Origin of the sequence: Salinarimonas sp. (assembly GCF_040111675.1) — a bacterium.
Taxonomy (GTDB): Bacteria; Pseudomonadota; Alphaproteobacteria; order Rhizobiales; family Beijerinckiaceae; genus Salinarimonas.
On the sequence record NZ_CP157794.1, the window covers coordinates 1,365,141 to 1,389,375 of the forward strand.

Here is a 24,235-nt window from a genome sequence, read left to right on the forward strand (position 1 = left end):
CCTTTTCCCGGTTCTCGAAACCGGGCTCGATCCTCGCCGGACAGGGTTAACGAAAAGTTTACGGCCCGGCAGAGCCTGCCGGCATAGTGCGGGATCTGCCGGGCGGACGGCGTCGGCGGACCGCGCGCTCCACGCCGAAAGGCTTGCTTCGCAACGCGTCGACGGAAGCGGCACGGGTGGCACGCGCTTCGCAGCGGGGAAGCGCGTTCCGGAGGAGCCGATATGAAGCGCGCGCGTCTCGTCACCCGTCTCGTCAGCCTCGCCGTCGCCGCGGCGGCGGCGCTCGCGCTCGTGCTGCCGGCGCCGGCCGCCCTCGCCGACGCCACGCGCCCGCTCACCTCGCTGTCGCGGATCAAGGACCTCGCCGACATCGAGGGCGTGCGCCAGAACCAGCTCGTCGGCTACGGCCTCGTGGTCGGCCTCAACGGCACCGGCGACACGCTCAACAACTCGCCCTTCACCCGCCAGTCGCTCACCGCCATGCTGGAGCGGCTCGGCGTCAACACGCGCGGGCAGAACCTGCGCACGGCGAACGTCGCGGCGGTGATGGTGACGGCGAACCTGCCGGCCTTCTCGACGCAAGGCACGCGGCTCGACGTCACCGTCTCGGCGCTGGGCGACGCGTCCTCGCTGCAGGGCGGCACGCTCCTGGTCACGCCGCTTCTCGGCGCCGACGGGGAGGTCTACGCCGTGGCGCAGGGGCCGGTCGCCATCGCCGGCTTCGCCGCGCAGGGCGCCGCCGCCTCGATCACCCAGGGCGTGCCGACGGTGGGACGCATCGCCAACGGCGCCCTGATCGAGCGCGAGATCGAGTTCCGGCTCGACGTCCAGACCGGCCTGCGGCTCGCCCTGCGCAACCCGGACTTCACCACCGCCCGGCGGATCGCGGCGGCGATCGACGCCTTCATGGGCGCGCCCGTCGCCGAGCCGCTGAACCCCTCCTCCGTCGCCATCCGCGTGCCGGAGGGCTATCCCGGCAACATCGTCTCGCTGCTCACCGACATCGAGCAGCTGCGCGTCGAGCCGGACCAGCCGGCCCGCGTCGTCATCGACGAGCGCTCGGGCATCATCGTCATGGGGCGCGACGTACGCGTCTCCACCGTGGCGGTGGCGCAGGGCAACCTCACCGTCACCATCACCGAGCAGCCGCAGGTGGCCCAGCCCGATCCGTTCTCGCTCGGCGAGACGGTCGTCGTGCCGCGCACCGGCGTTCAGGTCGAGACCGACGGCGACCAGCGTCTCGCGATCGTGGATACCGGCGTGAGCCTGCGCGAGCTCGTCGACGGGCTCAACGCGCTCGGCGTCGGCCCGCGCGACCTCATCGCCATCCTCCAGGCGATCAAGGCGGCGGGCGCCCTCCAGGCCGAGATCGAGGTGATGTGATGAACCCGAGCCTCACCGCCTTCGCCGCCACCGACCAGAGCCTCTCGACCCGCCTCGAGGCCGCGCGGACCGGCCTCGCCCGCGGCGCCGCCTCGCCGGAAGCGGCCGCGCGCGCCCGCGAGACGGCGAACGACTTCGAGGCGATGATGCTCGAGGAGATGCTCGGGCGCGTGTTCGAGAGCGTCGGCGACACGGGCTTCTTCGGCGAGGCCGGGCCGGGCGCGGGCATGTATCGTTCGATGCTCGTCAAGGAATATGCCGGCATGATCTCCGAGCGCGGAGGCATCGGGCTCGCCGACCAGGTCTATGCCGAGATCCTCAAGCTCCAGGAGGCCGCCTGATGTGGGCCGACGAACGCAAGCCACCCGTCGAGACGCCCCGCGTCGCCACGCGCGAGGCGGCCGCCGCCCTCGTGGCCGAGGTGAGCGGGGTGATGAAGGATCTCGAGAAGGTGCTCGAGGTCGAGACCGCGCACCTGCGCGCCGGGCGCATCCGCGACGGCCTCGCCCAGGAGGAGCGCAAGAGCGCGCTGACCTCGCGCTATCTCCAGGGGCTCGAGGCGCTCAAGGCGAACGCGGTGGCGCTCGCGCGCTTCGCGCCGGACGCGCTGGAGCGGCTCAAGGCCGAGCACGCGGCCTTCTCGCGGGTGATCGAGACGAACCAGATCGTGCTCGCCACGGCGCGCGCCGTTTCCGAGGGGCTCGTGCGCTCGCTCTCGTCGGAGCTCGACCGCGGCGCGCGACCCGCAGGCTACGGTCCGGGCGGCGCCGGAGGAGGGCGCCCCGCCGCGCCGGCGGGCGGCTCGCTCGTGCTCTCCAGGTCGTTGTAGGCGCTCGAGCCTCGACACCGCGACGTCCCGATTCGAGGCGTTTTGCGCCATCGGGATTTAACCCTTTGCTTAAACGGTCGATTCAGCGAAGCCGGGTATCGTCCCCACGCGGCCAGAAGGGCCGTGGACGAGGAGGCCTGCCCATGGATTTCGGCAGCGTTCCGAAAACACCGGCGACGCCGACCGCGAAGGCGTCGAACCCCGCCGCGGTGGCGGCGGTGCAGCGCGCCGACGCGCAGACCGCGCCCAAGCCCGCGCCGACGGTGCTCGACCCGTCCCGGACCGTCACGCAAGTGGCGGAGAGCGAGGCCGTGCGCCTCGACATGAATCCGGGCGCGGAGGAGCGTGCGGCTCTGGACGCGGCGATCAAGCGCGTGCTCGCCCGTCGGACCGACATCGACGAGGCGACGCGCGCCGTCGTCACGCGCAAGGTCGACACGGAGTCGGGAGAGGTGGTGGATCAGGTTCCCGCCGAGAGCCTGCTCAAGCTGCGCGCCTACCTGCGCGGGGTCGAGCCCGGCCGTTGAGCCGGCCGCGCGCGTCCCTTCCGACCCCGGAGTCCAGGGCTTCCGGGGCGCTGGCGCACGCCGGTCGGGCCGGCGTCAGGCCGCGGCCTGCCCGCGCAGGCCCGCCGCGATGTCGGCGTTGATCGAGACCAGGATATCGAGGCGCTCGGCCGCCGGCTTCGCATAGATCTCGTCCATGCGGCGGAACACGAAGATGCCGAGGCTGGCGAGGTTGCCTTTCAGCTCGGCGGGCAGCGGGTTCGAGGCGTCGACGATAGAGGGAAGGAAGACGGCCCAGATCCGCTTGTTGAACTCGAGCGCCTCGTCGACGAGCTGCTCGTCCGCGAAGCGCTCGCGTGCGGCCTGCAGCTTCGCGGCGGCGCGCATGAAGAGATCGGCCTCCAGCTCGCGCTGGTCGACCTTCGCCGTCTTCGCCGTGCTGGCGTAGGCCTGGGCGGCGTTGTGCATCCTCGTTACCCCCGACTGGACTGGCCCGCCGATCGTGACCGATCTGGATTAAGTTTGGGTTGCCGACGTAAAGGCGCGCGTCGCTCGTCAGGCGGCCTGCTGGGCATGGGCGATGACCGAGCGCTCGTAGGCGATCAGCTTGCGGCAGAGCTTGAGCGCCGCGTAGAGGTTCTCCGCCACGAAGCGCTCGGCGATGGCCGCGAGGAAGCGCTTGGTGCTCGGGGCGGCGCCGACGATCTCGGCCGCGAGCGCGTGGAAATGCGGCGCCGCCTCCTCGAAGGAGATCTCCTCGAGATAGACGCGCTCGATCAGCACGTAGAGCTTCTTGCAGACCGTGTCCGCCTCCTCGGGCGTGATCACGTCCTTGCAGCGCAGGATCGGCGCGCGGCCGTCGACGACGAAGGTCGTGCGCGTCGGCCCGTTGGTGAGGGCGACCTTCCCGATGATGATCCGCTCGTGCGGCTTGAGCTCGATGCGCAGCGCCATGGCGGCTCCTCCGGCTTGTTCGCGCCGAGCCTAACGAGCTCTTGGTAAACGATCCTTTAAAGAAGAAGCGCCGCGCCCCTCTCGAGGCGCGGCGCTGAGATGGTCGTGGCGGGATCTCTCCCGACGCGCGATCAGAACAGTCGCAGGACCGACTGGTCGCGCTGGGAGGCCAGCGCCAGCGCCGTCTGGGCGATCTGGTTGCGGGTGTTGAGCGAGGTCAGCTTGGCGCCTTCCTCGTTCAGGTCCGCGAGCGTCCAGTCGTCCGCGCCGGCGCGGAGCGTCGAGATCATGTTCTCGGTGAACTCCTGGCGCGCGGTGATGATGGCGTTGTTGGCGCCGAGACGGCTCGCCTCGGTGCGCAGCGACGTGATGGCCGTGCGCAGGTTGGTGAGCTGCGTCTGGATGTTGGCGTCGCCGACGGTGTCGGAGGCGCCGTTGGTCCAGCCGCCGGCCGCGTTGGTGGTGACGCCGAGCGTGGCGGCGTCGAGCACCGTGCCGCCGTTCACCGAGAGCGCCAGCGAGGCGGAGGTGTCGGACGCGTCGAAGCGCACGTTGAGCGTCCCGCCGTTGAGCAGGTTGACGCCGCCGTAGCCCGAGTTCGTCATCAGGTCGTCGACCTGCGTGAGGATCTCGTTGAACTGCGTCTGCAGCTGGCCGCGCACCGTGGCGTCCTGCTCGGCGGCGGCCTGGTTGGCGATACCCTGGGCGGTCTCGAAGAGCTTCTTCATGCCCTCGATACCGGTGGTCGCCGCCGAGATCGTCCGGGTCGCCTGCTGCATCTGGTCCTGAAGGCCGGCGAGGTCGCCAGCGCGATCGCGCAGGCCCGCGGCCGAGAAGAAGGCGAGCGGATTGTCGGTGGCGGAATTGACCTTGAGGCCGGTGGCGAGCCGCTGCTCGGACTGGTTGGCGGCCCGCGTGGTCTGCTGAATGGTGAGCAGCGTGTTGCGGATGCCCGAAGAAAGCGCGATCTGCATGACGATCTCCTTCTGTGTCGTCGTAAGGACCGTTCTGGCCTTGAACGCACTCTGACCGATCACCCGTAAAGCGGCGGTTCAGAAACGTGCCTAACGCCCGTTAACGCGGCCGTTGAAACGCGAAACGGGTCCGCCGGAGGGCGGACCCGTCGAAGAGGGTCAACGATTGCTGAAGCGCTCAGGCGGATATCCGCCGCATCGTGGCCGCGAGGTCGATGACGAGATCGTCCGGACGATCCGCGGGCGTGCGCGTGCGCGCCATCCCGATGAAGGCGGTGCGTCCCTTGCGCTCGCCGGCCCAGTCCGCCGCGCAGACCGGCGCCACGTTATGGCGCGCGAGATCGATCACGTTGAGGTAGATGGAGAAGATCTCGTCGGCGAGGACGACCTCCTCGGCTCCGAGCATGGTGGCCTCGCGCAGGGCCGAATCCATCGCGGCGAGCGAGAGGAGCTCGTGCGCGGTCTCGGTCGAGAGCGCGTCGACGCCGTGGGCGTGCAGCCGCCGGTAGAGGTGCCAGGCCTTCTCCCAGTGGCGGGCGCCGAGCTGGAGGCGCAGCGCCATGGCCATGCGGTCGAGCACGAAGGCGTCGAGCTTCGCGACGACGCCCGACCAGTCCGCCTCGGGATCCGCCTGCCGCGCCCGGCCGACGAGGTGCTCGAGCCCGCCGCGATACATGTCCCAGCCCGTGGCGGTCTCGCTGTTGCCCTGGTGCTTGCCGTGGCGGGAGACGCCGGTGACGATGGCGTGCGGGCGGTCGGAGAACACGACCTTGCCCGCCTCCACCGCACGGGCGAGCGTGACGAAGAAATGATAGGCGGTCTGATCGGCGGGGCCGATCACCTCGTTCACGACTTCCGGGCGGATGGCGAAGGTCTCCGGAAAGATTCGCCGGGTCAGGACGAGCTCGGCGGCGGCCCGGAAGTCGCCCCGTTCGATGACGACGGGCGCCTCGACGGACCAGCTCGCTCCGACGATCTTGTTGCGCTCGCGCTCGTTCATCACGAACCACGGCGCCTGGATCATGACGAGATCGGGGTCGTCGCGGAACATGGCGACGTAGGAGGCGACGGTCTCGGGGATCAGCAGGTCGTCGTCGCCGGTCGTCACCACGATGCGGCCCGCGGCGTGGCGGTGGCCGTAGAGAAAGTTGCCGAGATAGCCGAGGTTGCGCGGCTGGCGCACGCTGCGCACGCGCGGGCTGCGCTCGCGCCAGCGGGCGATCACCTCCTGCGCCTCTGGGCCGGAGGCGTTGTCGCAGACCAGGATCTCGTAGTCGATCCCGGCCGCGTCGAAGTTCTGGACGTGGTGCCTGAGGCAGGTCTCGAGATAGGTCGGCCGTTCGTAGGTCGGGACCAGGATGGTCACGTCCGCGCGGGCGCCCCGCTCGGCGGCGCTCGCGGCGTCGGTCGTCTCGCACGTCTTCATGGTTCCTCCCGCCCGGCCTCAGCCGGCCGCGGCGACGCCGTCCCGCGGCGGCGCGCCGGCGCTCTCGGCGGCGGCTTTCACCGCGTTCATCAGGTGCACGGCGTAGGACAGCTTCGCGAGCGTGCAGGCGAGCGCGTAGCGGTCCCAGGTGCTGAAGTCGGCGATCAGCTTTTCGCGGTCCGGCTGGAGACGCGCCTGCGGCGCGCCGTCGACGCGCGCGGCGCGATGGCGATCGAACTCGATGATGAGCGTCACCAGCTCCTCGACGAGACGCGGCGTCTCCCAGGCGGCGAGCGCCTCGCGCAGCAGCATCTCCTCGGCCTCGACGAGGGCGGGGCGGCGCTCGGCCGGATCGTCCAGGACCGGGACCTCGAACTGGGCGATCGTCTCGACGTCGGGTACGAAGCGTGCGCGCACGCAGTCCTCGGTCACCCGCTTGAAGCGGAAATCGATGCCCGTATAGGCTTCGTACTGCGCGAGCGTGCGCGCCTCGCCCAGCCCGAACAGGTCGAGGTCCACGAGGACCGGCGCGTCGAGAACCAGCGTATGCCCGGTCGAGTGGTTGAAGCGGTGAAAGGCCCGCGTCGTCCAAGCACCCATCCGCTGGGTGTAGCGCGCGTCCGGCGCGGCGCCGCGCTTCACGCGGTTGTCGCGCTTGTACTGGTGCCACATCGTGCGCCGCGGGGCGGCGAAGACGTCGAAGCCGTGTGTGTAGAGCCGCAGAGCGTACGAGATCTCCTCGGTGGAGAAGCAGGCATAGGGGTCGTAGGGCACGTCCGCGATGGTGCGGCCGTAGCCGAACAGCGCGCCGGCGAGGAGGAAGGGAAGCCGCACCGCCCGCTGCAGGGGCTCCTGCAGCCACAGCCCCGTGAACCTGATCGAGCCGTCCTCCAGGAAGCCGTCCGTGCGCAGGATGCCGGGGTGGAGGTCGGACAGCGTGTCGCCCGGCGTGAGATAGGGCGGCGGCGTCATCGTCAGAAGCGGCTTGTCCGAGGGGCAGGCGCGCAGATCCTCGATCAGGATCTCGTCCCAGCCGGCCTCGAACTTCATGTGCGAATCGATCTGGAGGTAGAACTCCTCGCCGCGCCACATCGCCTGGGCCAGGAAGCGCGCCCAGCAGACGCCGAGGCTGTCGCGCCAGTCGAGGCGCATCTCGCGGACCTGGTCGCGGCGGGCCGGCTGGAGATCGAAGTAGGCGGCGTCCTCCACCGGGTCGTGCTGCCAGACGAGGCCGACGGAGATGCGCTCCGGCCGCGCCGCCTTCTCGAACAGCTCGACCAGCGTCTTCTGGCATTCCGGGTCGCGGAAGGCGGCGATCGAGACGAAGATCCGGCCCTCGCCCGGCTCCGGGGTCTCCGGGTCCGCCGGCGCGCGCAGGGCGCGCGCCTTCTGGAAGAGCGTCTCCAGCTCCGGGTCGCCGAGCGGGCGCGGGAAGGCGAGAGCGGTGGGCGCGTTGGACATGGAGCGTGCCTTCCTTCCCCGCCGGCGCGGCCGGCCCGGTTTCGTCAGCCGAACAGCCGCAGGACCGACTGATCGCGCTGGGCGGCCAGCGCCAGCGCCGTCTGGGCGATCTGGTTGCGGGTGTTGAGCGAGGTGAGCTTGGCGCCCTCCTCGTTCAGGTCCGCGAGCGTCCAGTCGTCTGCGCCGGCCTTCAGCGTGTTGATCATGTTCTCGGTGAATTCCTGGCGGGTGGTGATCACCGCGTTGTTGGCGCCGAGCCGGCTCGCCTCGGTGCGCAGCGACGTGATGGCCGTGCGCAGCTGGGTGAGCTGCGTCTGGATCGCCGCGTCGCCGACGGTGTCGGAGGCGCCGTTGGTCCAGCCTCCGGTCGCCGTCGAGACGACGCCCAGCGTCGCGACGTCGAGGGCCGTGCCGCCGTTCACGGTGAGCGCCAGGGACGCCGTGGTGTCGTTCGGGTCGAACATCACCCGCAGCGTGCCGCCGTTGAGCAGGTTGACGCCGCCGTAGCCCGAATTCTCCATCAGGTCGTCGACCTGGACGAGGATGTCGTTGAACTGCTGCTGCAGCTGCTGGCGGACCGTCTGGTCCTGCTCGGCCGCCGCGGAGTTGGCGAGGCCCTGCGCGGTCTCGAGGAGCTTCTTCATGCCCTCGATGCCGGTATTCGCCGCGGCGATCGTTCTCGTCGCCTGCTGCATGCGGTCCTGCAGGCCCGCGAGGTCGGTCGAGCGATCGCGCAGGCCCGCCGCCGTGAAGAAGGCGAGCGGGTTGTCGATCGCGGAGTTCACCTTGAGACCGGTCGCGAGCCGCTGCTCGGCCTCGGTGGCCGAGCGCGTGGTCCTCTGGATCGTCAGCAGGGTGTCGCGGATTCCCGCGGACAGGGCAACTTGAGACATCGGCGCACCTCAACGACGCATGAAAGCGAGTTTGGGTTAAGGTTGACCGAAATGGTAAAGATAAGGTTTAGCGCCGTGCCCGATTCACCATTCTCGTAAACGGTCGAGCGCGGCCGCTCTGCGCGCAAGCCCTTGCCGCAACGGCACTCTCGGGGAGACGCGGCGATGGCCGGGCTGCCGCCGCCGCCTGCGATCCCTCCGCGGCGTTCACCATGAATCCCGCGGCTCAGCGGAGCGCCGTGCGCACCGCGTCCACGATCCGGTCCTGCGTCGGCTCGTCGAGATAGGGGTGCATCGGCAGGCTCACCACTTCCTGCGAGAGCCGCTCGGAGACCGGCACGCCGTTGCCGGCGGACGGATAGCGCTCGTAGGCCGGCTGGCGGTTCAAGGGCTTCGGGTAATGGATCGCGGTCGGCACGCCCTTCTCCTGCAGCGCGGCGCGGAAGGCCTCGCGCCGCTCCGGGGCGATGCGCAGCGTGTACTGCGCCCAGACCGAGGGCGTCTCCTCCGCGATCGCCGGCACGGTCGCGACCTCGCCGAGGAGCGCGTTGTAGCGCGCGGCGACGCGGCGGCGGGCCGCGATCTCGTCGGGGAAGATCTTCAGCTTCTCGACGAGGATCGCCGCTTGCAGGGCGTCGATGCGCCCGTTCATTCCGATCTCGACATGATCGTAGGCGATCTTGCCCATGCCGTGCATGCGCATGGAGCGCATGAGCCGGGCGAGATCGTCGTCCTCCGTGAAGACCGCGCCGGCGTCGCCGTAGGCGCCGAGCGGCTTCGAGGGGAAGAACGAGGTCGCGGTGGCGAGGCCGATCGTGCCGACCTTGCGGCCCTTGTACTCGGCGCCGAAGCTCTGCGCGGCGTCGGTGAGGAGCCACAGGTCCTCGCGCGCGCAGATCGGCTCGATGCGGTCGTAGTCCGCCGGGCGGCCGTAGAGATCCACCGCCATGACCCCGACGGGTCGCAGCTTCAGGCCGCGCGCCGTCTCGATCCCGCGCTCCAGGCTCTCGGGGGAGAGATTGAAGCTCGCCTCCTCGACGTCGCAGAAGATCGGCGTCGCGCCGAGCCAGGCGACCACCTCGGCGGTGGCCGCGAAGGTGAAGGCGGGAACCAGGATCGCGTCGCCCGGGCGCACGCCCCGGGCCATCAGCACGAGCGCCAGCGCGTCCGTGCCGCTCGCCACCCCGATGGCGTGGCGCGCGCCGGTGAAGGCGCGAAGCGCGTCCTCGAAGGCGTCCACCTCGCGGCCCAGGATGAAGCCGCAATGGTCCATGACGCGCGCGACCGCCTCGTCGAGCGCCGTCCCGAGCCGGCGGCGCTGCGCCGGCAGGTCGATGAAGGGGATGGGGGTCGTCATGGATCGTTCCTGGGGTGTCCCTGGTGGGCTGCTCAGGCGCTGGCGCGGGCGGGAAGCGTGTGGACCTGGTGGTCGGTCATCGAGAGGGCGGCGCGGTGGAGCACGTCCATCACCGCGAGCGCCTCGGTCGCCCCGGTGATCGGCTCCTCGCCCGAGGCGCAGCATGCGAGGAAGTGCGCGCACTCGGCGAGCAGCGGCTCGGCCTGCTCGACCTCGACCGGCACGGGATCGGCGCGCACCACGGTGGGCGAGCCGCCGTCCAGCGAGACCTGGTGGGGATAGATCTGGACCTTCCGGTCCCAGGGCAGGCAATCGTCGAACACCGCCATGGCCTGCGAGCCGATGACCGAGATGCGGTGCTCCTTGAAGGGATGCAGCCAGGACACGTGGATCATCGCCTGCGGCCCGCCGGCGAAGCCGAGCCGCAGGGTCACGGCGTCCGCGGTCTCCTTGCGCAGATGGCCCTCGCCGAAGGCCTCCACGGTCTCCGGCGCGCCGCCCATGAGCGCGAGCGTCATCGAGACGTCGTGGGGCGCGAGGCACCAGAGCGCGTCCTCCTCCTTGCGCACCGCGCCGAGATTCAGCCGGTTGGCGTGGACGCGGCGCACCTCGCCGAGGCGGCCCGAGGCGACGAGCTCCTTGAGCGCGCGAAAGCCGTTGTGGAACTGGAGGATATGCCCGGTCATCAGGGTGCGGCCGGCCTGGCGTGCGGCGTCCGCGACCGCGAGCGCGTCGGGATAGTTCAGCGTCAGCGGCTTCTCGATGTAGACGTGCTTGCCGGCGGCGAGGGCGGCCTCGGCCACCGCGCGGTGCATCGAGGGCGGCGTCGCGATGGCGACGGCGCCGATGCCCGCATCGGCGAGAACCTCGTCCAGCGTCGCGCCGCGGCAGCCGAACAGGGCGGTCAGCGATTCGACCGTCTCCGCGTTGGGGTCGACCACGGCCTCGAGCGTGCCGAGGGTGGCGAAGCAGCGCGCGATGTTGCGCCCCCACGCACCGCATCCGATGACGGCGACACGCGGTGTCTGGTTCTGCGAGTCCAGGTTCTGCGCGACCATGTAACCCTTTCCACCCGCGCGCTCACCGGCGCGGTTACGGTGTCCGCTTGGCTGATCGTCCCCGCGTGTAGCGCATCTGAGCTCGGCGTGCCATACGCTTGCGGTCTGCGCCCACGGGCGCTTATGCATGGCCCCGGCGACGCCTCGCCGCAGGCGGCCGCGTCGCGCGGACCACGAGCGGGAGAGAGAACATGTCCGCGATGCAGCGCTATCGCGATCTCGCCGGCTACAACGCCTGGGCCAACGCGCGCCTCTACGACGCCGCGGCGGGACTGCCCGACGCGCTCTATCGCGCGGACGAGGGCGCCTTCTTCGGCTCGCTGCATCGCACGCTCAACCACCTCCTCGTCGGGGACACGATCTGGATGGCGCGCTTCACCGGCGACGACGCGCCGAAGCTCGCGCTCGACGCCGTGCCGCACGACGAGCTCCCCGCGCTGCGGGCCGCGCGCGACGCCATGGACGCGCGCATCGTCGCCTTCGTGGAGGGTCTCGACACGGCGGCGCTCGATCGACCGTTCAGCTACCGGACGAACTCGAGCCCGGCCGTCGTCACCCAGCCGCTGGCCCCGGCGCTCGACCACTTCTTCAATCACCAGACACACCATCGCGGCCAGGCGCATGCGCTGCTCACCCGGCTCGCGGGCACGGCGCCGTCCTTCGATCTGATTCTCTATCACCGCGAGACCGGGCGCGGCGGCGCCACCGTGCGACCGATCACGGCCGCTTGAGGTCGATCTCGACGAGCGGCGCCGGCGGTGCGCAGGATACGGACACGGCCGGCGGCGGCGCGCAGCGACGCGAGGCCGCGATGGCGTCGACGGCGACGGCGATACCGGCGATGAGCGTCGCCAGCGCGACGATGATGGCGGTGATGCAGAAGTGGCGGGCGGTGTCGGTCATGGGGCTACGCGAATCACCTTTGTTAGCTTGTGAATGAAAGCCGGCCCCTCGTGGCCGCGCGAGGGCGCGAATGCGGCGGTTTCAGGGCAGTCGTCACGTTTCCTCGCGCCTGTCCCCACTCTCCACATCGCTTGTCAACACGCGCGGTCTGGGGGAGATAGGGCGCCATGCTGCACGTCAACGATCTCACCTACCGGCTGGGCGAACGCGTCCTCCTCGACAAGGCCTCCTTCGCCGTGCCCGACGGGGCGCGCGTCGGCATCGTCGGCCGCAACGGCGCCGGCAAGACCACGCTGTTCCGCATCCTGATGGGCGAGGTCGCGCCCGAGAGCGGCACGATCGGCATGCCCAAGGGCGTGCGCATCGGCGCGGTGGCGCAGGAGGCGCCCGGCGGGCCGGAGAGCCTGATCGACGTGGTGCTCGCCGCCGACACCGAGCGCGCCCGCCTCCTCGCCGAGGCCGAGCACGCCGACGGCATGCGCCGGGCCGAGATCGAGACGCGGCTCACCGACATCGGCGCCCACGCCGCCCCCGCCCGCGCCGCCGCGATCCTGCACGGGCTCGGCTTCGATTCGGCCGCCCAGGCGCGGCCCTGCGCGGACTTCTCCGGCGGCTGGCGCATGCGCGTCGCGCTCGCCGCCGTGCTCTTCACCGAGCCGGACCTGCTGCTGCTCGACGAGCCGACGAACTATCTCGATCTCGAGGGCACGCTCTGGCTCTACGACTACCTCGCGCGCTACCCGCACACCGCGCTCGTCATCAGCCACGACCGCGAGCTCCTCGACGAGGCGGTGGACCATATCCTCTACCTCGGCGAGGCGAAGCTCACGCTCTATCGCGGCGGCTATACCTCCTTCGCCCGCCAGCGCGCCGAGCAGGCCGCGCTCCAGGCCAAGGCGAAGGCGAAGCAGGAGGCGGAGGCCAAGCACCTCCAGGCCTTCGTCGACCGCTTCCGCGCCAAGGCCTCGAAGGCGCGCCAGGCGCAGTCGCGCCTCAAGCGCCTGGAGAAGATGACGCCGATCGCCGGCGTGATCGAGGAGACGACGCTTCCCTTCGACCTGCCGAGCCCGGACAAGCCCCTCTCCCCGCCGCTGGTGCGCGTCGACAAGGTGCAGGCCGGCTACGGCGAGCGCGTCGTCCTCAAGCGCCTCGACCTCACCGTCCTGCCCGACGACCGCATCGCGCTGCTCGGCGCCAACGGCAACGGCAAGTCCACCTTCTGCAAGCTCGTCGGCCGCCGCCTCGACCCGCTCGACGGCCGGGTCGTCGCCTCGCCGAAGCTCGACGTCGCCTATTTCGCCCAGCATCAGCTCGACGAGCTGCGCCTCCAGGACACGCCCTACGGCCACGTCGCCGAGCGCATGCGCGAGGCGCCCGAGGCGAGGATCCGCGCCCGCGCCGCCCGCTTCGGCTTTTCCGGCGCGAAGGCGGACACGCCGGTGGCGAAGCTCTCGGGCGGCGAGAAGGCGCGGCTGCTGCTCGGCCTCGCCGCCTTCGACGGGCCGCACCTCCTCATCCTCGACGAGCCGACGAACCATCTCGACATCGAATCGCGCCAGGCCCTGATCGAGGCGATCAACGACTACGAGGGGGCGGTCATTCTCGTGAGCCACGATCGCTTCCTGATCGAGGCCTGCGCCGATCGGCTCTGGGTCGTCGCCGACGGCACGGTGAAGCCCTTCGACGGGGACATGGACGAGTATCGCCGCCTCGTCCTCTCCGGCGGCCTCGACCCCGCGCGCGACCCCGCCCGCGACGCCGTCGAGCGCGCCGAGAAGGCCGCCCGCCAGGGCGAGCGCCGCGCCGCCGCCGAGCGCCGCGTCGCGCTCGGACCCCTGCGCAAGCAGCGCGACGCGCTCGAGGCGCGCATCGAGAAGATGACGGGCCTGATCGAGAAGATCGACGCGGCGCTCGCCGACGGCACGGCCTTCCAGAAGGACGCGGCGAAGGCCTCGGACCTCGCCAGGAAGCGCGCCGAGGCGGCGCATGCTCTGGCCGCGGCGGAAGAGGAATGGCTCGCGGTATCGGGGGAGTTGGAGGCGGCGGGGGGATAGGCGCTCGGTTGGGGGACGCGCACCGCTGTCATTCCCGGCCGGAGCCGCGAAGCGGCGCAGGGGAAGGGAACCCAGCGCAAAATGTCGCGCCGAAGGCGCGCTATAGGCCGCCGACCAGGCGGCTGGTCGCCGCCATGCGGACGCCGCTTTCGCGGCGGGCGAGTCGTGCTGGGCCCCCCTTATCCCTCCGCGCGCGAGCGCGCTCCGGCCGGGAATGACCGGGGGGCGGCGGGGGTGGGCCGCGACGTTTCCTTGGCCCCGCACGACGGTGAACGGAAAGTCCCCGCGAAACGCGCATTCTGCCGGCCTTCCCAGCCCTCGGCGATCCGCGCACCTTCGCGTCCGGAGGGTCGGACATGGCGTTGAAGCGTATCCTCGGCGGAAACGTGCGCGCGCCCCGTACCGCGCGCGGCCGGCGGGTCACCCCTCCACCGCGCGGGTTCCTTCCCTGTAGGGGAAGGTGGATCGCCGCGCAGCGGCGAGACGGATGGGGCGCGCGGCACGCGCGTTCGGCGAAGCCGAAGGGGACGGCGGCGGCCGGCCGGAACCGGAGGGATTCGGCTTCGCCGAACGCGCCGCTTCGCGCCGCGCCCCATCCGTCCGGTCGGCTGCGCCGCCCGTCCACCTTCCCCTACAGGGAAGGAAAATCTTCGCCGAACGGCTCTCCCCACCCGCTGGCGCTGCGGGCCGACTCCATCCCCTGCGGGGATGGCGCGGTGCGGCCCCCGCGCCTTAGCCGCGCAGGACCCCCGCGCGGCGCGCCTCGCGCAGCCAATCGGGGAATTCCTCGAACATCATGTCGTAGAGTTCCGCGTCCGTCGGCGCGGAGGGGTCGGGGACCGCGAAGAAGCCGGCATTGTCGACGACGCGGCCGGGCATCGTGTCGAGCATGGCGAGGAAGTCGAAGCCGCGCGGCAGCGTGCGGCCGATCTTGGCGGGGGCCTTGCCCTCGTGCTCGCCGATGGCGACGAATTGCCAGAAGATCGGCTCGGCCGCCGCCGCGGTGATGGCGTCCTTGGACTTGCGGACGTCCTGCGTTCCGCCGTCGGTGACGAAGACGACGTAGACCGGCAGGCCGTCGCCGAAACGCGGGCGGTATGTCGCGCGCACGAGCTCGATCGCCTCGCCGTACTTGGTGCCGGGCTCGAAGCCGTAGCGGCGCTGGCATTCCTCGGGAAAGAGGCGGTAGCTGCGCTCCGTCACCGGCCCGTGGGCGTGCGCGCCGACGCCGAAGAGGAAGACGTCGATCTCGCCGTCGTCGTCGATGGGCAGCGCGGTTGCCAGCACGCGGCGGACGAGGTCGCCGACGCGCCCGTCCTTGAACATGTCCCGCATCGAGCCGGAGATGTCGAGGACGAGGGCGACCTTGCCGCGCAGGCCGGCGACGCCGCGCTTCTCCAGGCTGACGAGCGCCGTCTCGGCAGAGGCCGCGAGCGCGGGATCACGCTTCGCGAGATCGACGAGGCGCTTGCGCAGGTCGACGACGCGGGTGTCTTCCGGGCTCGGCGCCGGCGGCGCCGCGGGCTCGTCCTCGACCGCGACGCCGTAGCTCTCGGCCAGCGGCTTCAGCCCGCCGTCGAAGCCCTGTCCCACGGCGCGGATCTTCCACGCGCCGTCGCGTCGATAGAGCGTGACGAGCGTCATCGCCGCCTCGCTCGCGCCGGCGAGATCGACGGCGAAGGACAGGGTGGCTCCCTCGGCCTCGACCAGCGCCTCGAGGGAGGCCAGATCGGCCAGCCGACGGCCGGGCGCCTCCGCCGGAACCACGGCGGCGAAGGCGACGGTCTCGACCTCGGGTTCCATGCCGGCGAGGTCGACGGCGAAAACCGTCTCCCGCGCCGCGCCGAGGGATCGCGCCAGCGCGGTCTGCCGCACCCGCTCGCGGCCAGGGGCGGGCTGGCCGTAGAAGACCATGTCGTCGTCCCCGCGCACCCTGCCGCCGGAGGCGAGCAGGAATGCGGACACGTCGACATCGGCGAGCGTGGCGGAGGTCCAGCGGATGCGGACCGTCGCGGCCGTGGCGGGAAGCGGGGCGTTGGCGCCCTTGGCGAGCGTGGGCATGGCGGTGTCGAGCCTAGGCGTGCAGCTCACGCGTGTCCAGATCGGGCGACGCACCATGCGTAGCGCGGGACGCCCGAAGATCGCCCCCGCATCACCCCGCCCCCTCATCCCCCACCACCCGCCACCGCCGCCCCGGCTCCAGCGTGTCGTACACGTCCCCCAGCGCCAGCTCCGCGCCGATCTCGGGGAGGGCGATGCGCGCGGCGGGGTCGTCGTGGCGTTCCATGGTCCAGCCGCCGGCGGCGTCGCGGCGGTAGAGCTTGGCGGCGACCACGTCCGGCTCGACGAGCAGGATCAGGCGGATCGCCTCGTGACGGCGGTATTCGTCGAGCTTGTCGGTGAGGTCTACGACGGAGGTGCCGGGCGAGGCCACCTCGACGACCAGGGTGGGGCTCGCGGCCTCGCGGGCCGCGGGGTCGGGCGGGCCGCAATCGACCACGACGTCCGGGAAGCGCACGTTCACCGGCCCGGTGCGCACGGCGGTGTCGCTCGCGGTGGTGCGGCAGCCCCGCCGCTTCGCCGCAGGCGCGAGGGCGACGAGAATGTTGCTCGCGACCACATTGTGGCTCCGCTTCGCCCCCGCCATCATCCGCAGCGGCACGCCGTCGACGAGCTCCCAGCGCTCGCTCTCGCCCACGATCCAGGCGAGGAACGCGTCGGCGGACATCGGCAACGGCTCGGCGACGGCCATCGGGGGCTCCCATGCGGCGGCGAATGCGGATGGCGGAGCCTATCACGTCTCGCGGCGCCAGGGTGGCTTTCCCTGCCCTCCAGCGAGCGGGGAGGGCGGCCGGCCCTCAGGCCGCGTTCGACAGCGCCTGGGCGCCGCGCAGCGGCAGGTGGATCATCACCACCGTTCCCACCGCGACCTGGGAGCGGATGCGCAGGCTGCCGCCGTGCAGCTCGGCGAGCGACTTGGCGATGGCGAGGCCCAGCCCCGAGCCCTGGTAGGTCTTGGAATATTCCGTCTCGACCTGCTCGAAGGGCCGCCCGATGCGCTTCATCGCCTCGCGCGGGATGCCGATGCCGGTGTCTTCCACGTAGATGTTCACCGCCCCCGCGACGAGGCGGGTGCGCACGGCGATGCGGCCGTTCTCGGGCGTGAACTTCACGGCGTTCTGCAGGAGATTGACCAGGATCTGCTGGATCGCCCGCTCGTCGGCGAGAAGCGTCGCGTCCGCCTGCTCGTCCACGCTGAGCGCGAGGCCCTTGGCGCGGGCGAGCTCGCCGACCATGCGCGTCGCGCGGGTGACCACCTCGCCGAGATGCACCTCGCGCTTCTCCAGCGTGATCCGCCCGGCCTCGATCCGCGACATGTCGAGGATGTCGTTGATGACCGAGAGCAGGTACTCGCCGGACGAGCGGATGTCGCGGCTGTACTCCGTGTAGCGCGGGCTGCCGAGCTCGCCGAAGACGCCCGCCTCCATCACCTCGGCGAAGCCGATGATGGCGTTGAGCGGCGTGCGCAGCTCGTGGCTCATGTTGGCGAGGAACTCGGACTTGGCCCGGCTCGCGCCCTCGGCTTCGGCCTTCTGCTCGAGATAGCGCTCGGCGAGATCGGCGAGCTGCTGGGCCTGGGCCTCGAGCTTCTGGCGCGAGACGCGCAGGTCGGCGACCGTCTGCTTGAGGCGCCGCTCGCTCTCGAGCAGGCGCTCCTCGTGACGCTTGAGGGTGGTGATGTCGGTGCCGACCGAGACGTAGCCGCCGTCGTCGGTGCGGCGCTCGGAGATCTGCAGCCAGCGCCCGTCGGCGAGCTCGGCCTCGAAGGTGCGCGCGCCGGTCTCGGGGCGTTCCTCGCGCAGGAATTCCTGATTGACCATGGGCTGGCGCCCGGAGCGCATCACCTCGGCGTAGGAGCGCCCCGGAACGGCGGCGTCCGGCGAGAGGTCGTGCAGGCGGCGGAATTTCGAATTGCACAGGACGAGCCGGTTGTCGGCGTCCCAGAGCACGAAGGCCTCGGAGATGGCGTCGACCGCGTCGCGCAGGCGCATGTCGGCGGCCGCGGTGGCCTCGGCGAGGCGGCGCTGCTCGGTGATGTCCACCGCGATGCCCACGAGGTGGCAGCCGTCGTCGTCCTTGTCCTGCACGAGCTCGGCGCGGGCGCGCAGCCAGACCCACTGGCCGTCGACGTCCTTGATGCGGAACTCGTGGTCGACGACGCTCGCCCGCGAGGCGGCGAGCTCGTCGGCCAACGCGTAGAAGTCCGAATCGTCCGGATGGACCATGGCGTTGACGTCGCCGAAGGACATGAACTCGTCGGCCCGCTTGAAACCGAGGAGCTCGTACATCGAATCCGACCAGTAGATGCGCCCGCGGGCGATGTCCCAGTCCCACAGGCCGCAGCGGCCCCGCGAGAGCGCGGAATCGATGCGCCGCGAGACCTTCTCGCAGACGTGGTCCGCGGCCCGCGCCCGGTTCGCCTGGAGGAAATAGGCGGCGCCCAGCCCGATCAGCACCACGATGGTGGCGGCGAGCAGCGTCATCTGCCCGCTGGCGCGCGCCCGCCACGGGGCGAGCACGGACTCCACGGGCTGGACGAGGGCGATCCGCAGCCCCGGGCCCTCGACGACGCGCACGGTGGCGATCGCCTCGGAGCCGTCGGGCCGGGCGATGGTCATCACCCCGGCCCGATCGGCGAAGGCGGAGAGGGGCTGCGCTTCCCCGAGGAGGTCGATCAGCGTCCTCGGCAGGGCGGCCTGCGGCGGATGGGCGGCGAGCACGGCGCCGGACTCGTCGGCTGCGTAGAGCACGCGGCCGCGGGAGAGGGTGCCCTCGGGCAGGTCCCGGGCGACGGCGGCGAGCGCGCCGTCGAGGCGCGCCGGGCCGACGTCGGCGCCGAGCCGGGCGAGGTCGAGGGCGGCGAAGCTGCCGACGACGTCGATCTCGGTCGCGGCCTTGGCGAGGGCTTCCGCGCGCCCGTCGCGCGTCTGCATCCAGGCGCTGGTGACCAGCGCGAGCAGGAAGAGGGTCAGCAGGATGGGGACGGCCAGGCGCAGCCAGGGGTCGGCCCTGTCCAGTCTCCCGAGCGCCGGATGCCCCAGCGACCGCGCGACGCCCAGTATCGTTCCAGCGCGCGCAGACGCGCACGCGGTGTCTGCACCCGCCATATGCAGACTCCCCCTCGAATTCCGTTGACGTCTCGTCCGGGGAGACGTGCCGCATCTACCCGAATCGCTAACAATAGAATCGCACTCTCGGGATTTGTCCAGAGTCGCCGTTCAGAATGACTTAACTTTTTCAATCCCACGGCTGCGCCTGCCCCCGCGCCGCGGCGCGAGAGCTCGGCGCGCGAGGGATTGCCGGGATACGGGGCGGCGGCCCCGCGAGGCGGCGCGCGCGCGAACGCGGCGCGCTCAGACGAGCCGGCGCCGCGCGCTCGCGGTGTGCTCGCGCACGACCATGTCCGTCTCCGGGTCGACCTCGCGCATCAGCACGTCGTAGCCCCAGAGGTCGGCGAGGTGCTGGAGCGTGCGGCGCGTGTCGCTTTCCTCCAGCGTGATGCGGTTGAGCATGGAATGCTGGAGGATCAGCCGCCGGTCGCCGGCGAGGTCGACGTCGACGATCTGGATGTCGGCGTCGGTGTGGGCGATGTCGTACTGGCGGGCCAGGGCGCGGCGCAGCTTGCGATAGCCGCGCTCGTCGTGGATCGCCTTCACCTCGAGATCCGGCTCGTCCTCGTCGTCGACCACGTGGAAGAACTTCAGCTGGCGCATCAGGTGCGGCGACAGGAACTGCAGGATGAAGCTCTCGTCACGGTAGTTCGCCCAGACGTCGCGCAGGACGGCCATGTGGTCGCCGCGGCCGGCGATGTCGGGGAACCACTCCCGGTCCTCGTCGGAGGGGTCCTCGCAGATGCGCTCGATGTCCTGCATCATGGCGAAGCCGAGCGCGTAGGGGTTGATGCCGCCGTAATGCGGTTCGTCGAATTGCGGCTGGTAGACCACGTTCGTGTGCGAGCGCAGAAATTCCAGCATGGCGCCGTCGGAGATCTTCCCCGTCTCGTGCAGGCGGGTCATGATCTTGTAGTGCACGTAGGTGGCGCAGCCCTCGTTCATGACCTTGGTCTGGCCCTGCGGGTAGAAGTACTGCGCGATGAGGCGGACGATGCGCAGCACCTCGCGCTGCCACGGGGCGAGCTTCGGGGCGGTCTTCTCGAGGAAGTAGAGGATGTTCTCCTGCGGCAGCTGGAGCAGCGCGCGCCGGCGCAGGAGGTCGCCGTCGTCCGGCGCGCCGCGCTCCTTGGTGGGCACGGTGCGCCAGAGGTCGTTGTACATCCGCTCCTCGTGGAGGCGGCGATCGTGCTCGCGCTTCTCCTCGGAACGCAGGTCCGGGCGCATCTTGCGCGGATAGCGATGCACCGCCTGGCCCATCAGCGCGTGGGCGGCGTCGAGCACCATCTCCACCTGCGCGTGGCCGTAGCGCTCCTCGCAGTCCGAGATGAAGCCCTTGGCGAATTCGAGATAGTCCAGGATGCCGTCGGCGTCGGTCCACTGCTTGAACAGGTAGTTGTTCTTGAAAAAGTGGTTGTGCCCGAACGCCGCGTGGGCGATCACCAGCGCCTGCATCGTCGCCGTGTTCTCCTCCATGACGTAGGAGATGCACGGGTTGGAATTGATGACGATCTCGTAGGCGAGGCCGCGCATGCCCTTGCGATAGCTCGCCTCGTGCGCGGCGAAATGCTTGCCGAAGGACCAGTGCTTGTAGAACAGCGGCATGCCGATGGAGGAATAGGCGTCGAGCATCTGCTCGGCCGTGATCACCTCGATCTGGTTGGGGTAGACGTCCAGCCCGAGCTCGCCGACCGCGATGTCCTCGATCGCGTCGAAGACCCGCTGGATCGTCCCGAAATCCCAGTCCGCGCCTTCGAACAGGAGCCCCTCGGGCAGGGGGCCGGCGGTCTTGCGCGCCGTCAGGTCGGCGAGGCTCATGCGCGTGTCTCCACGACGGTTCGTGTCCTCATGCGGTCTTCTGCTCGCCCTTCTTGGCGAAGAGCTCGCGGAAGACCGGATAGATGTCCCTGCGATGGCGGACCTTGCGCATGGCGATCTGCGCGCCCGCGCTGCGCGCGAGGTCGTAGGTGCGCCACAGGTCGCTCTGGCGGTAGCCGAAGCCCATCGGGCTGTCGTCCTCGCGGCCGACCTCGAGATAGGCAAAGTACTGGCAGGCTGGCAGGATCTGGTCCGTGAGCAGCGCCGCCGTCTTGGCGTTGTCGGAGGAGGTGTTGTCGCCGTCCGAGGCCTGGGCGGCGTAGATGTTCCAGTCCTCCGGCCGGTAGCGCTCGTGCATCACACGGATCATTTCCTCGAGCGCGGTGGAGACCACCGTGCCGCCGGTTTCGGGCGAGTAGAAGAAGGTCTCCTCGTCCACCTCCGACGCCTCGTGGGTGTGGCGGATGAAGACGATCTCCACGTGCTTGTAGCGGCGCTTGAGGAAGAGGTAGAGCAGGGTGAAGAACCGCTTCGCCAGGTCCTTCATGTGCTCCGTCATCGAGCCGGAGACGTCCATCAGGCAGAACATCACCGCCTGGGCGATGGGGCGGGGCGTCGCCTCGGAGCGGCGGTAGCGCAGGTCGATCGGGTCGATCCAGGGGATCGCCTTGGTGCGCTTGCGCATCCGGGCGAGCTCCTCGCGCGCCTCCTCGAGCCGGATCGGGTCGTCGTGGGTGCGCTCGAGCTCCTCGATCTCGGCCTGGAGCGCGGCGATCGCGTCGGGCCGCGGCCGGCGCAGGGCGATGCGCCGCGACAGGGAGTTGCGCATCGTCCGCGTCAGCGCGAGGTTCGCCGGCGAGCCCGTCACCGAGAAGCCGGCGCGCCGCCAGCTCAGCTGCTCCGTCGTCGCGAGCTTGCGCTTGGCGAGATCGGGCAGCTCGAGGTCCTCGAGGAAGAGATCGACGAACTCCTCGTGGGAGAGCGCGAAGCGGAAGTCGTCCTCGCCCTCCCCGCCGGGGGAGCCCTGGGAGCCGCCGCCTCCGCCCCCCCGGGGCGGGCGCGGAATGCGCTCGCCCTCCACGTAGTCCTTGTTGCCCGGCAGCAGGTAGTCCCGCACGCCGCCCTCCGAGGAGCGCCGCAGCCGCGGCTCCCGCACTCCGTCGAGGGGAATGGACACCTCCCCGCCGGCCTCGAGGTCCTTGATGCTGCGCTCCTTGGAGGAGTCGCGCACCGCGCGCTTCACCAACGCTTTCGCACGGCGCAGGAAGCGCTGCCGGTTGGCGAGGCTCTTGCCGCCAGGATTGAGGCGGCGGTCGACGATATGCATCAAAGCGCCTCTCGTCCGCGGGCCTCTCTCAGCCCGCCTGCTTCACGCGCATGTACCATTCGACCAGACGTCTCACCTGCCGCTCGGTATAGCCCCGCTCGGTCATGCGGTCGACGAAGTCGGAATGCTTCTTCTCGGTATCGGAATCCTTCTTGGACCCGAAGCTGATCACCGGCAGGAGCTCCTCCACCTGGCTGAACATCCGCCGCTCGATGACCTCGCGGATCTTCTCGTAGGAGGTCCAGGACGGGTTCCTGCCGCCGTGGCTCGCCCGCGAGCGCAGGGCGAACTTCACCACCTCGTTGCGGAAATCCTTCGGGTTGGCGATGCCGGCCGGCTTCTCGATCTTGGTCAGCTCCTGGTTCAGGAGCTCGCGGTTGAGCAGCTGGCCGGTGTCGGGATCCTTGAAGTCCTGGTCCTCGATCCACGCGTCCGCGTAGTCCACGTAGCGGTCGAACAGGTTCTGGCCATAATCGTGGTAGCTCTCGAGATAGGCCTTCTGGATCTCGTTGCCGATGAACTCGGCATAGCGCGGGCCCAGCTCGGCCTTGATGAACTCGATGTAGCGCTTCTCCTGCTCGTCCGGCAGCTGCTCGCGCCGCACGGTCTGCTCGAGCACGTACATCAGGTGCACGGGGTCGGCCGCGATCTCGATCGTGTCGTGGTTGAAGGTGGCGGCGAGCACCTTGAAGGCGAAGCGCGTCGAGATCCCGTCCATGCCCTCGTCGACGCCGGCGGCGTCGCGATATTCCTGGATGGAGCGGGCGCGCGGGTCGACCTCCTTGAGGCTCTCGCCGTCGTAGACCCGCATCTTGGAATAGACGTTCGAGTTCTCGTGCTCGCGCAGCCGCGAGAGCACCGCGAACCGCGCCAGCATGTCGAGCGTACCGGGCGCGCAGGGCGCGTCGGCCAGCTCGGACGTGCGGATCAGCTTGTCGTAGATCTTCTGCTCCTCCGTGACCCGCAGGCAATAGGGCACCTTGATCACGTAGATGCGGTCGATGAAGGCCTCGTTGTTCTTGTTGGAGCGGAAGGACTGCCACTCCGCCTCGTTCGAGTGAGCGAGGATGATGCCCTGATAGGGGATCGCGCCGATGTTCTCGGTGCCGACGTAGTTGCCCTCCTGCGTCGCCGTCAGCAGCGGGTGGAGCATCTTGATCGGCGCCTTGAACATCTCGACGAACTCGAGCACGCCCTGGTTCGCGCGGTTCAGGCCGCCCGAGTAGGAATAGGCGTCCGGATCGTTCTGCGAGAGGGTCTCGAGCTTGCGGATGTCGACCTTGCCGACCAGCGAGGAGATGTCCTGGTTGTTCTCGTCGCCCGGCTCGGTCTTGGCGATGCCGATCTGACGCAGGCGCGAGGGGTTCACCTTCACGACCTTGAAGCGCGAGATGTCGCCGCCGAACTCGTCGAGGCGCTTGAGCGCCCAGGGGCTGAGCAGCCCCGTGAGCCGCCGGCGCGGGATGCCGTAGCGGTCCTCGATCATGTCGCCCATGCGCTCGGGATCGAACAGGCCGAGCGGGCTCTCGAAGACCGGGCTCATCTCGCCCCCGGCCTTGAGGACGTAGATCGGGTGCACCTCCATCAACGCCTTCAGGCGCTCGGCGAGGGAGGACTTGCCGCCGCCCACGGGGCCCAGCAGGTAGAGGATCTGCTTGCGCTCCTCCAGCCCCTGGGCCGCATGACGAAAGAAGGAGACGATCCGCTCGATCGTCTCCTCCATGCCGTAGAACTCCTCGAAGGCCGGATACACCCGGATCGTCCGGTTCATGAAGATCCGGCCCAGCCGTGGATCCTTGGCCGTGTCCACCATCTCCGGCTCGCCGATCGCCGCGAGGATGCGCTCGGGCGCGCTCGCGAACATCATCGGGTCCGACTTGCATCCCTCGAGATAGTCCATGAGGGACATCTCGGTCTCGCGCCGCTGGTCGTACATCTGCGCGAAGGAGGTGAACAGGTCGTCGTTCGGATACATGATCGCTCGCCCCATCCTGGCATCATCTTGACTTTAACCCCCGACCCGCGTCGAAGGTTGCCGGGAGAATCGGTCGGCGGACAGATGGGCATCGCGTCGCACGCGGCGCTATCCCCTTCTAATCGTTCGACCGCTCTCCTCTCGCA

Annotated in this window: 21 protein-coding genes; 6 read left to right on the forward strand and 15 right to left on the reverse strand. The window is 70.2% G+C overall.

Translation table 11 applies throughout. From position 1 onward, the window contains the following. Positions 1-222: 222 nt before the first annotated feature. The 4 genes from ABL310_RS06360 (at position 223) to ABL310_RS06375 (ending at position 2,739) form a co-directional block, all read left to right on the forward strand. The gene (locus ABL310_RS06360) at positions 223-1,383 is read left to right on the forward strand and encodes a flagellar basal body P-ring protein FlgI (RefSeq protein ID WP_349370851.1); all 1,161 of its coding nucleotides are present in this window, start codon (positions 223-225) and stop codon (positions 1,381-1,383) included. Then, positions 1,383-1,724: a rod-binding protein gene (locus ABL310_RS06365; protein WP_349370852.1), complete on the forward strand. Its 342-nt coding sequence runs from the start codon at positions 1,383-1,385 to the stop codon at positions 1,722-1,724. The genes ABL310_RS06360 and ABL310_RS06365 overlap by 1 nt, the downstream gene beginning before the upstream one ends. After that, entirely contained in the window at positions 1,724-2,212 is a 489-nt protein-coding gene (locus ABL310_RS06370; RefSeq protein ID WP_349370853.1) for a hypothetical protein, read from the forward strand. The genes ABL310_RS06365 and ABL310_RS06370 overlap by 1 nt, the downstream gene beginning before the upstream one ends. Positions 2,213-2,355: 143 nt before the next feature. After that, positions 2,356-2,739, forward strand: coding sequence for a hypothetical protein (locus tag ABL310_RS06375; protein WP_349370854.1), 384 nt, complete (start codon positions 2,356-2,358; stop codon positions 2,737-2,739). A gap of 75 nt (positions 2,740-2,814) precedes the next feature. Here the strand turns inward: ABL310_RS06375 and flaF are convergent, their stop codons facing one another. The 8 genes from flaF to ABL310_RS06415 all read right to left on the reverse strand — a co-directional run bounded on the left by flaF (position 2,815) and on the right by ABL310_RS06415 (position 10,841). Further along, complete coding sequence (gene flaF, locus ABL310_RS06380) at positions 2,815-3,186, reverse strand: flagellar biosynthesis regulator FlaF (protein ID WP_349370855.1); 372 nt, start codon at positions 3,184-3,186, stop codon at positions 2,815-2,817. 87 nt (positions 3,187-3,273) lie between these two features. Next, positions 3,274-3,672: a flagellar biosynthesis repressor FlbT gene (locus tag ABL310_RS06385; RefSeq protein ID WP_349370856.1), complete on the reverse strand. Its 399-nt coding sequence runs from the start codon at positions 3,670-3,672 to the stop codon at positions 3,274-3,276. A 131-nt stretch (positions 3,673-3,803) separates the two neighbouring features. Continuing rightward, complete coding sequence (locus tag ABL310_RS06390; RefSeq protein WP_349370857.1) at positions 3,804-4,646, reverse strand: flagellin; 843 nt, start codon at positions 4,644-4,646, stop codon at positions 3,804-3,806. Positions 4,647-4,824: 178 nt separating this feature from the next. Further along, entirely contained in the window at positions 4,825-6,072 is a 1,248-nt protein-coding gene (locus ABL310_RS06395; protein ID WP_349370858.1) for a glycosyltransferase family 2 protein, read from the reverse strand. Between the two features lie 18 nt (positions 6,073-6,090). Beyond that, positions 6,091-7,533: a GlcNAc-transferase family protein gene (locus tag ABL310_RS06400; protein ID WP_349370859.1), complete on the reverse strand. Its 1,443-nt coding sequence runs from the start codon at positions 7,531-7,533 to the stop codon at positions 6,091-6,093. A gap of 44 nt (positions 7,534-7,577) precedes the next feature. After that, entirely contained in the window at positions 7,578-8,426 is an 849-nt protein-coding gene (locus tag ABL310_RS06405) for a flagellin (protein ID WP_349370860.1), read from the reverse strand. 226 nt (positions 8,427-8,652) lie between these two features. Beyond that, complete coding sequence (locus ABL310_RS06410) at positions 8,653-9,783, reverse strand: DegT/DnrJ/EryC1/StrS family aminotransferase (protein ID WP_349370861.1); 1,131 nt, start codon at positions 9,781-9,783, stop codon at positions 8,653-8,655. 32 nt (positions 9,784-9,815) lie between these two features. Continuing rightward, positions 9,816-10,841, reverse strand: coding sequence for a Gfo/Idh/MocA family oxidoreductase (locus ABL310_RS06415; RefSeq protein WP_349370862.1), 1,026 nt, complete (start codon positions 10,839-10,841; stop codon positions 9,816-9,818). A gap of 191 nt (positions 10,842-11,032) precedes the next feature. Between ABL310_RS06415 and ABL310_RS06420 the strand changes: the two genes are divergently transcribed. Then, positions 11,033-11,572, forward strand: a complete 540-nt coding sequence (locus ABL310_RS06420; protein WP_349370863.1) for a DinB family protein — start codon at positions 11,033-11,035, stop codon at positions 11,570-11,572. Here the strand turns inward: ABL310_RS06420 and ABL310_RS06425 are convergent. After that, positions 11,559-11,744 (reverse strand): hypothetical protein, encoded by a 186-nt coding sequence (locus tag ABL310_RS06425; RefSeq protein WP_349370864.1) that lies wholly within the window; start codon positions 11,742-11,744, stop codon positions 11,559-11,561. The two genes, ABL310_RS06420 and ABL310_RS06425, sit on opposite strands and share 14 nt — an antisense overlap. Positions 11,745-11,911: 167 nt before the next feature. On the opposite strand from ABL310_RS06425, the gene ABL310_RS06430 reads away from it, so the two are divergent. Then, on the forward strand, positions 11,912-13,798 hold the full coding sequence (locus ABL310_RS06430) for an ABC-F family ATP-binding cassette domain-containing protein (RefSeq protein WP_349370865.1): 1,887 nt from the start codon (positions 11,912-11,914) through the stop codon (positions 13,796-13,798). A 732-nt stretch (positions 13,799-14,530) separates the two neighbouring features. Here the strand turns inward: ABL310_RS06430 and ABL310_RS06435 are convergent. The 6 genes from ABL310_RS06435 to ABL310_RS06460 form a co-directional block, all read right to left on the reverse strand. After that, positions 14,531-15,859, reverse strand: a complete 1,329-nt coding sequence (locus ABL310_RS06435; protein ID WP_349370866.1) for a VWA domain-containing protein — start codon at positions 15,857-15,859, stop codon at positions 14,531-14,533. Positions 15,860-15,950: 91 nt separating this feature from the next. Then, a complete protein-coding gene (locus ABL310_RS06440) occupies positions 15,951-16,550 on the reverse strand; it encodes a Uma2 family endonuclease (protein ID WP_349370867.1) in 600 nt (199 codons plus the stop codon). A gap of 106 nt (positions 16,551-16,656) precedes the next feature. Then, complete coding sequence (locus tag ABL310_RS06445) at positions 16,657-18,966, reverse strand: ATP-binding protein (protein WP_349370868.1); 2,310 nt, start codon at positions 18,964-18,966, stop codon at positions 16,657-16,659. A gap of 246 nt (positions 18,967-19,212) precedes the next feature. Beyond that, on the reverse strand, positions 19,213-20,787 hold the full coding sequence (locus ABL310_RS06450) for a SpoVR family protein (RefSeq protein ID WP_349370869.1): 1,575 nt from the start codon (positions 20,785-20,787) through the stop codon (positions 19,213-19,215). A 28-nt stretch (positions 20,788-20,815) separates the two neighbouring features. Further along, positions 20,816-22,114, reverse strand: a complete 1,299-nt coding sequence (locus ABL310_RS06455) for a YeaH/YhbH family protein (protein WP_349370870.1) — start codon at positions 22,112-22,114, stop codon at positions 20,816-20,818. Between the two features lie 28 nt (positions 22,115-22,142). Beyond that, positions 22,143-24,089 carry a PrkA family serine protein kinase gene (locus tag ABL310_RS06460; RefSeq protein WP_349370871.1) on the reverse strand — a complete coding sequence of 649 codons (1,947 nt, stop codon included), beginning with the start codon at positions 24,087-24,089 and terminating at the stop codon, positions 22,143-22,145. Positions 24,090-24,235: the final 146 nt, after the last annotated feature.

Bases quoted from the DNA above. Each gene is read 5' to 3' on its own strand.
- ABL310_RS06360 (WP_349370851.1), top strand. From the start codon at position 223: ATGAAGCGCGCGCGTCTCGTCACCCGTCTCGTCAGCCTCGCCGTCGCC.
- ABL310_RS06365 (WP_349370852.1), top strand. From the start codon at position 1,383: ATGAACCCGAGCCTCACCGCCTTCGCCGCCACCGACCAGAGCCTCTCG.
- ABL310_RS06370 (WP_349370853.1), top strand. From the start codon at position 1,724: ATGTGGGCCGACGAACGCAAGCCACCCGTCGAGACGCCCCGCGTCGCC.
- ABL310_RS06375 (WP_349370854.1), top strand. From the start codon at position 2,356: ATGGATTTCGGCAGCGTTCCGAAAACACCGGCGACGCCGACCGCGAAG.
- flaF (WP_349370855.1), bottom strand. From the start codon at position 3,186: ATGCACAACGCCGCCCAGGCCTACGCCAGCACGGCGAAGACGGCGAAG.
- ABL310_RS06385 (WP_349370856.1), bottom strand. From the start codon at position 3,672: ATGGCGCTGCGCATCGAGCTCAAGCCGCACGAGCGGATCATCATCGGG.
- ABL310_RS06390 (WP_349370857.1), bottom strand. From the start codon at position 4,646: ATGCAGATCGCGCTTTCTTCGGGCATCCGCAACACGCTGCTCACCATT.
- ABL310_RS06395 (WP_349370858.1), bottom strand. From the start codon at position 6,072: ATGAAGACGTGCGAGACGACCGACGCCGCGAGCGCCGCCGAGCGGGGC.
- ABL310_RS06400 (WP_349370859.1), bottom strand. From the start codon at position 7,533: ATGTCCAACGCGCCCACCGCTCTCGCCTTCCCGCGCCCGCTCGGCGAC.
- ABL310_RS06405 (WP_349370860.1), bottom strand. From the start codon at position 8,426: ATGTCTCAAGTTGCCCTGTCCGCGGGAATCCGCGACACCCTGCTGACG.
- ABL310_RS06410 (WP_349370861.1), bottom strand. From the start codon at position 9,783: ATGACGACCCCCATCCCCTTCATCGACCTGCCGGCGCAGCGCCGCCGG.
- ABL310_RS06415 (WP_349370862.1), bottom strand. From the start codon at position 10,841: ATGGTCGCGCAGAACCTGGACTCGCAGAACCAGACACCGCGTGTCGCC.
- ABL310_RS06420 (WP_349370863.1), top strand. From the start codon at position 11,033: ATGTCCGCGATGCAGCGCTATCGCGATCTCGCCGGCTACAACGCCTGG.
- ABL310_RS06425 (WP_349370864.1), bottom strand. From the start codon at position 11,744: ATGACCGACACCGCCCGCCACTTCTGCATCACCGCCATCATCGTCGCG.
- ABL310_RS06430 (WP_349370865.1), top strand. From the start codon at position 11,912: ATGCTGCACGTCAACGATCTCACCTACCGGCTGGGCGAACGCGTCCTC.
- ABL310_RS06435 (WP_349370866.1), bottom strand. From the start codon at position 15,859: ATGCCCACGCTCGCCAAGGGCGCCAACGCCCCGCTTCCCGCCACGGCC.
- ABL310_RS06440 (WP_349370867.1), bottom strand. From the start codon at position 16,550: ATGGCCGTCGCCGAGCCGTTGCCGATGTCCGCCGACGCGTTCCTCGCC.
- ABL310_RS06445 (WP_349370868.1), bottom strand. From the start codon at position 18,966: ATGGCGGGTGCAGACACCGCGTGCGCGTCTGCGCGCGCTGGAACGATA.
- ABL310_RS06450 (WP_349370869.1), bottom strand. From the start codon at position 20,787: ATGAGCCTCGCCGACCTGACGGCGCGCAAGACCGCCGGCCCCCTGCCC.
- ABL310_RS06455 (WP_349370870.1), bottom strand. From the start codon at position 22,114: ATGCATATCGTCGACCGCCGCCTCAATCCTGGCGGCAAGAGCCTCGCC.
- ABL310_RS06460 (WP_349370871.1), bottom strand. From the start codon at position 24,089: ATGTATCCGAACGACGACCTGTTCACCTCCTTCGCGCAGATGTACGAC.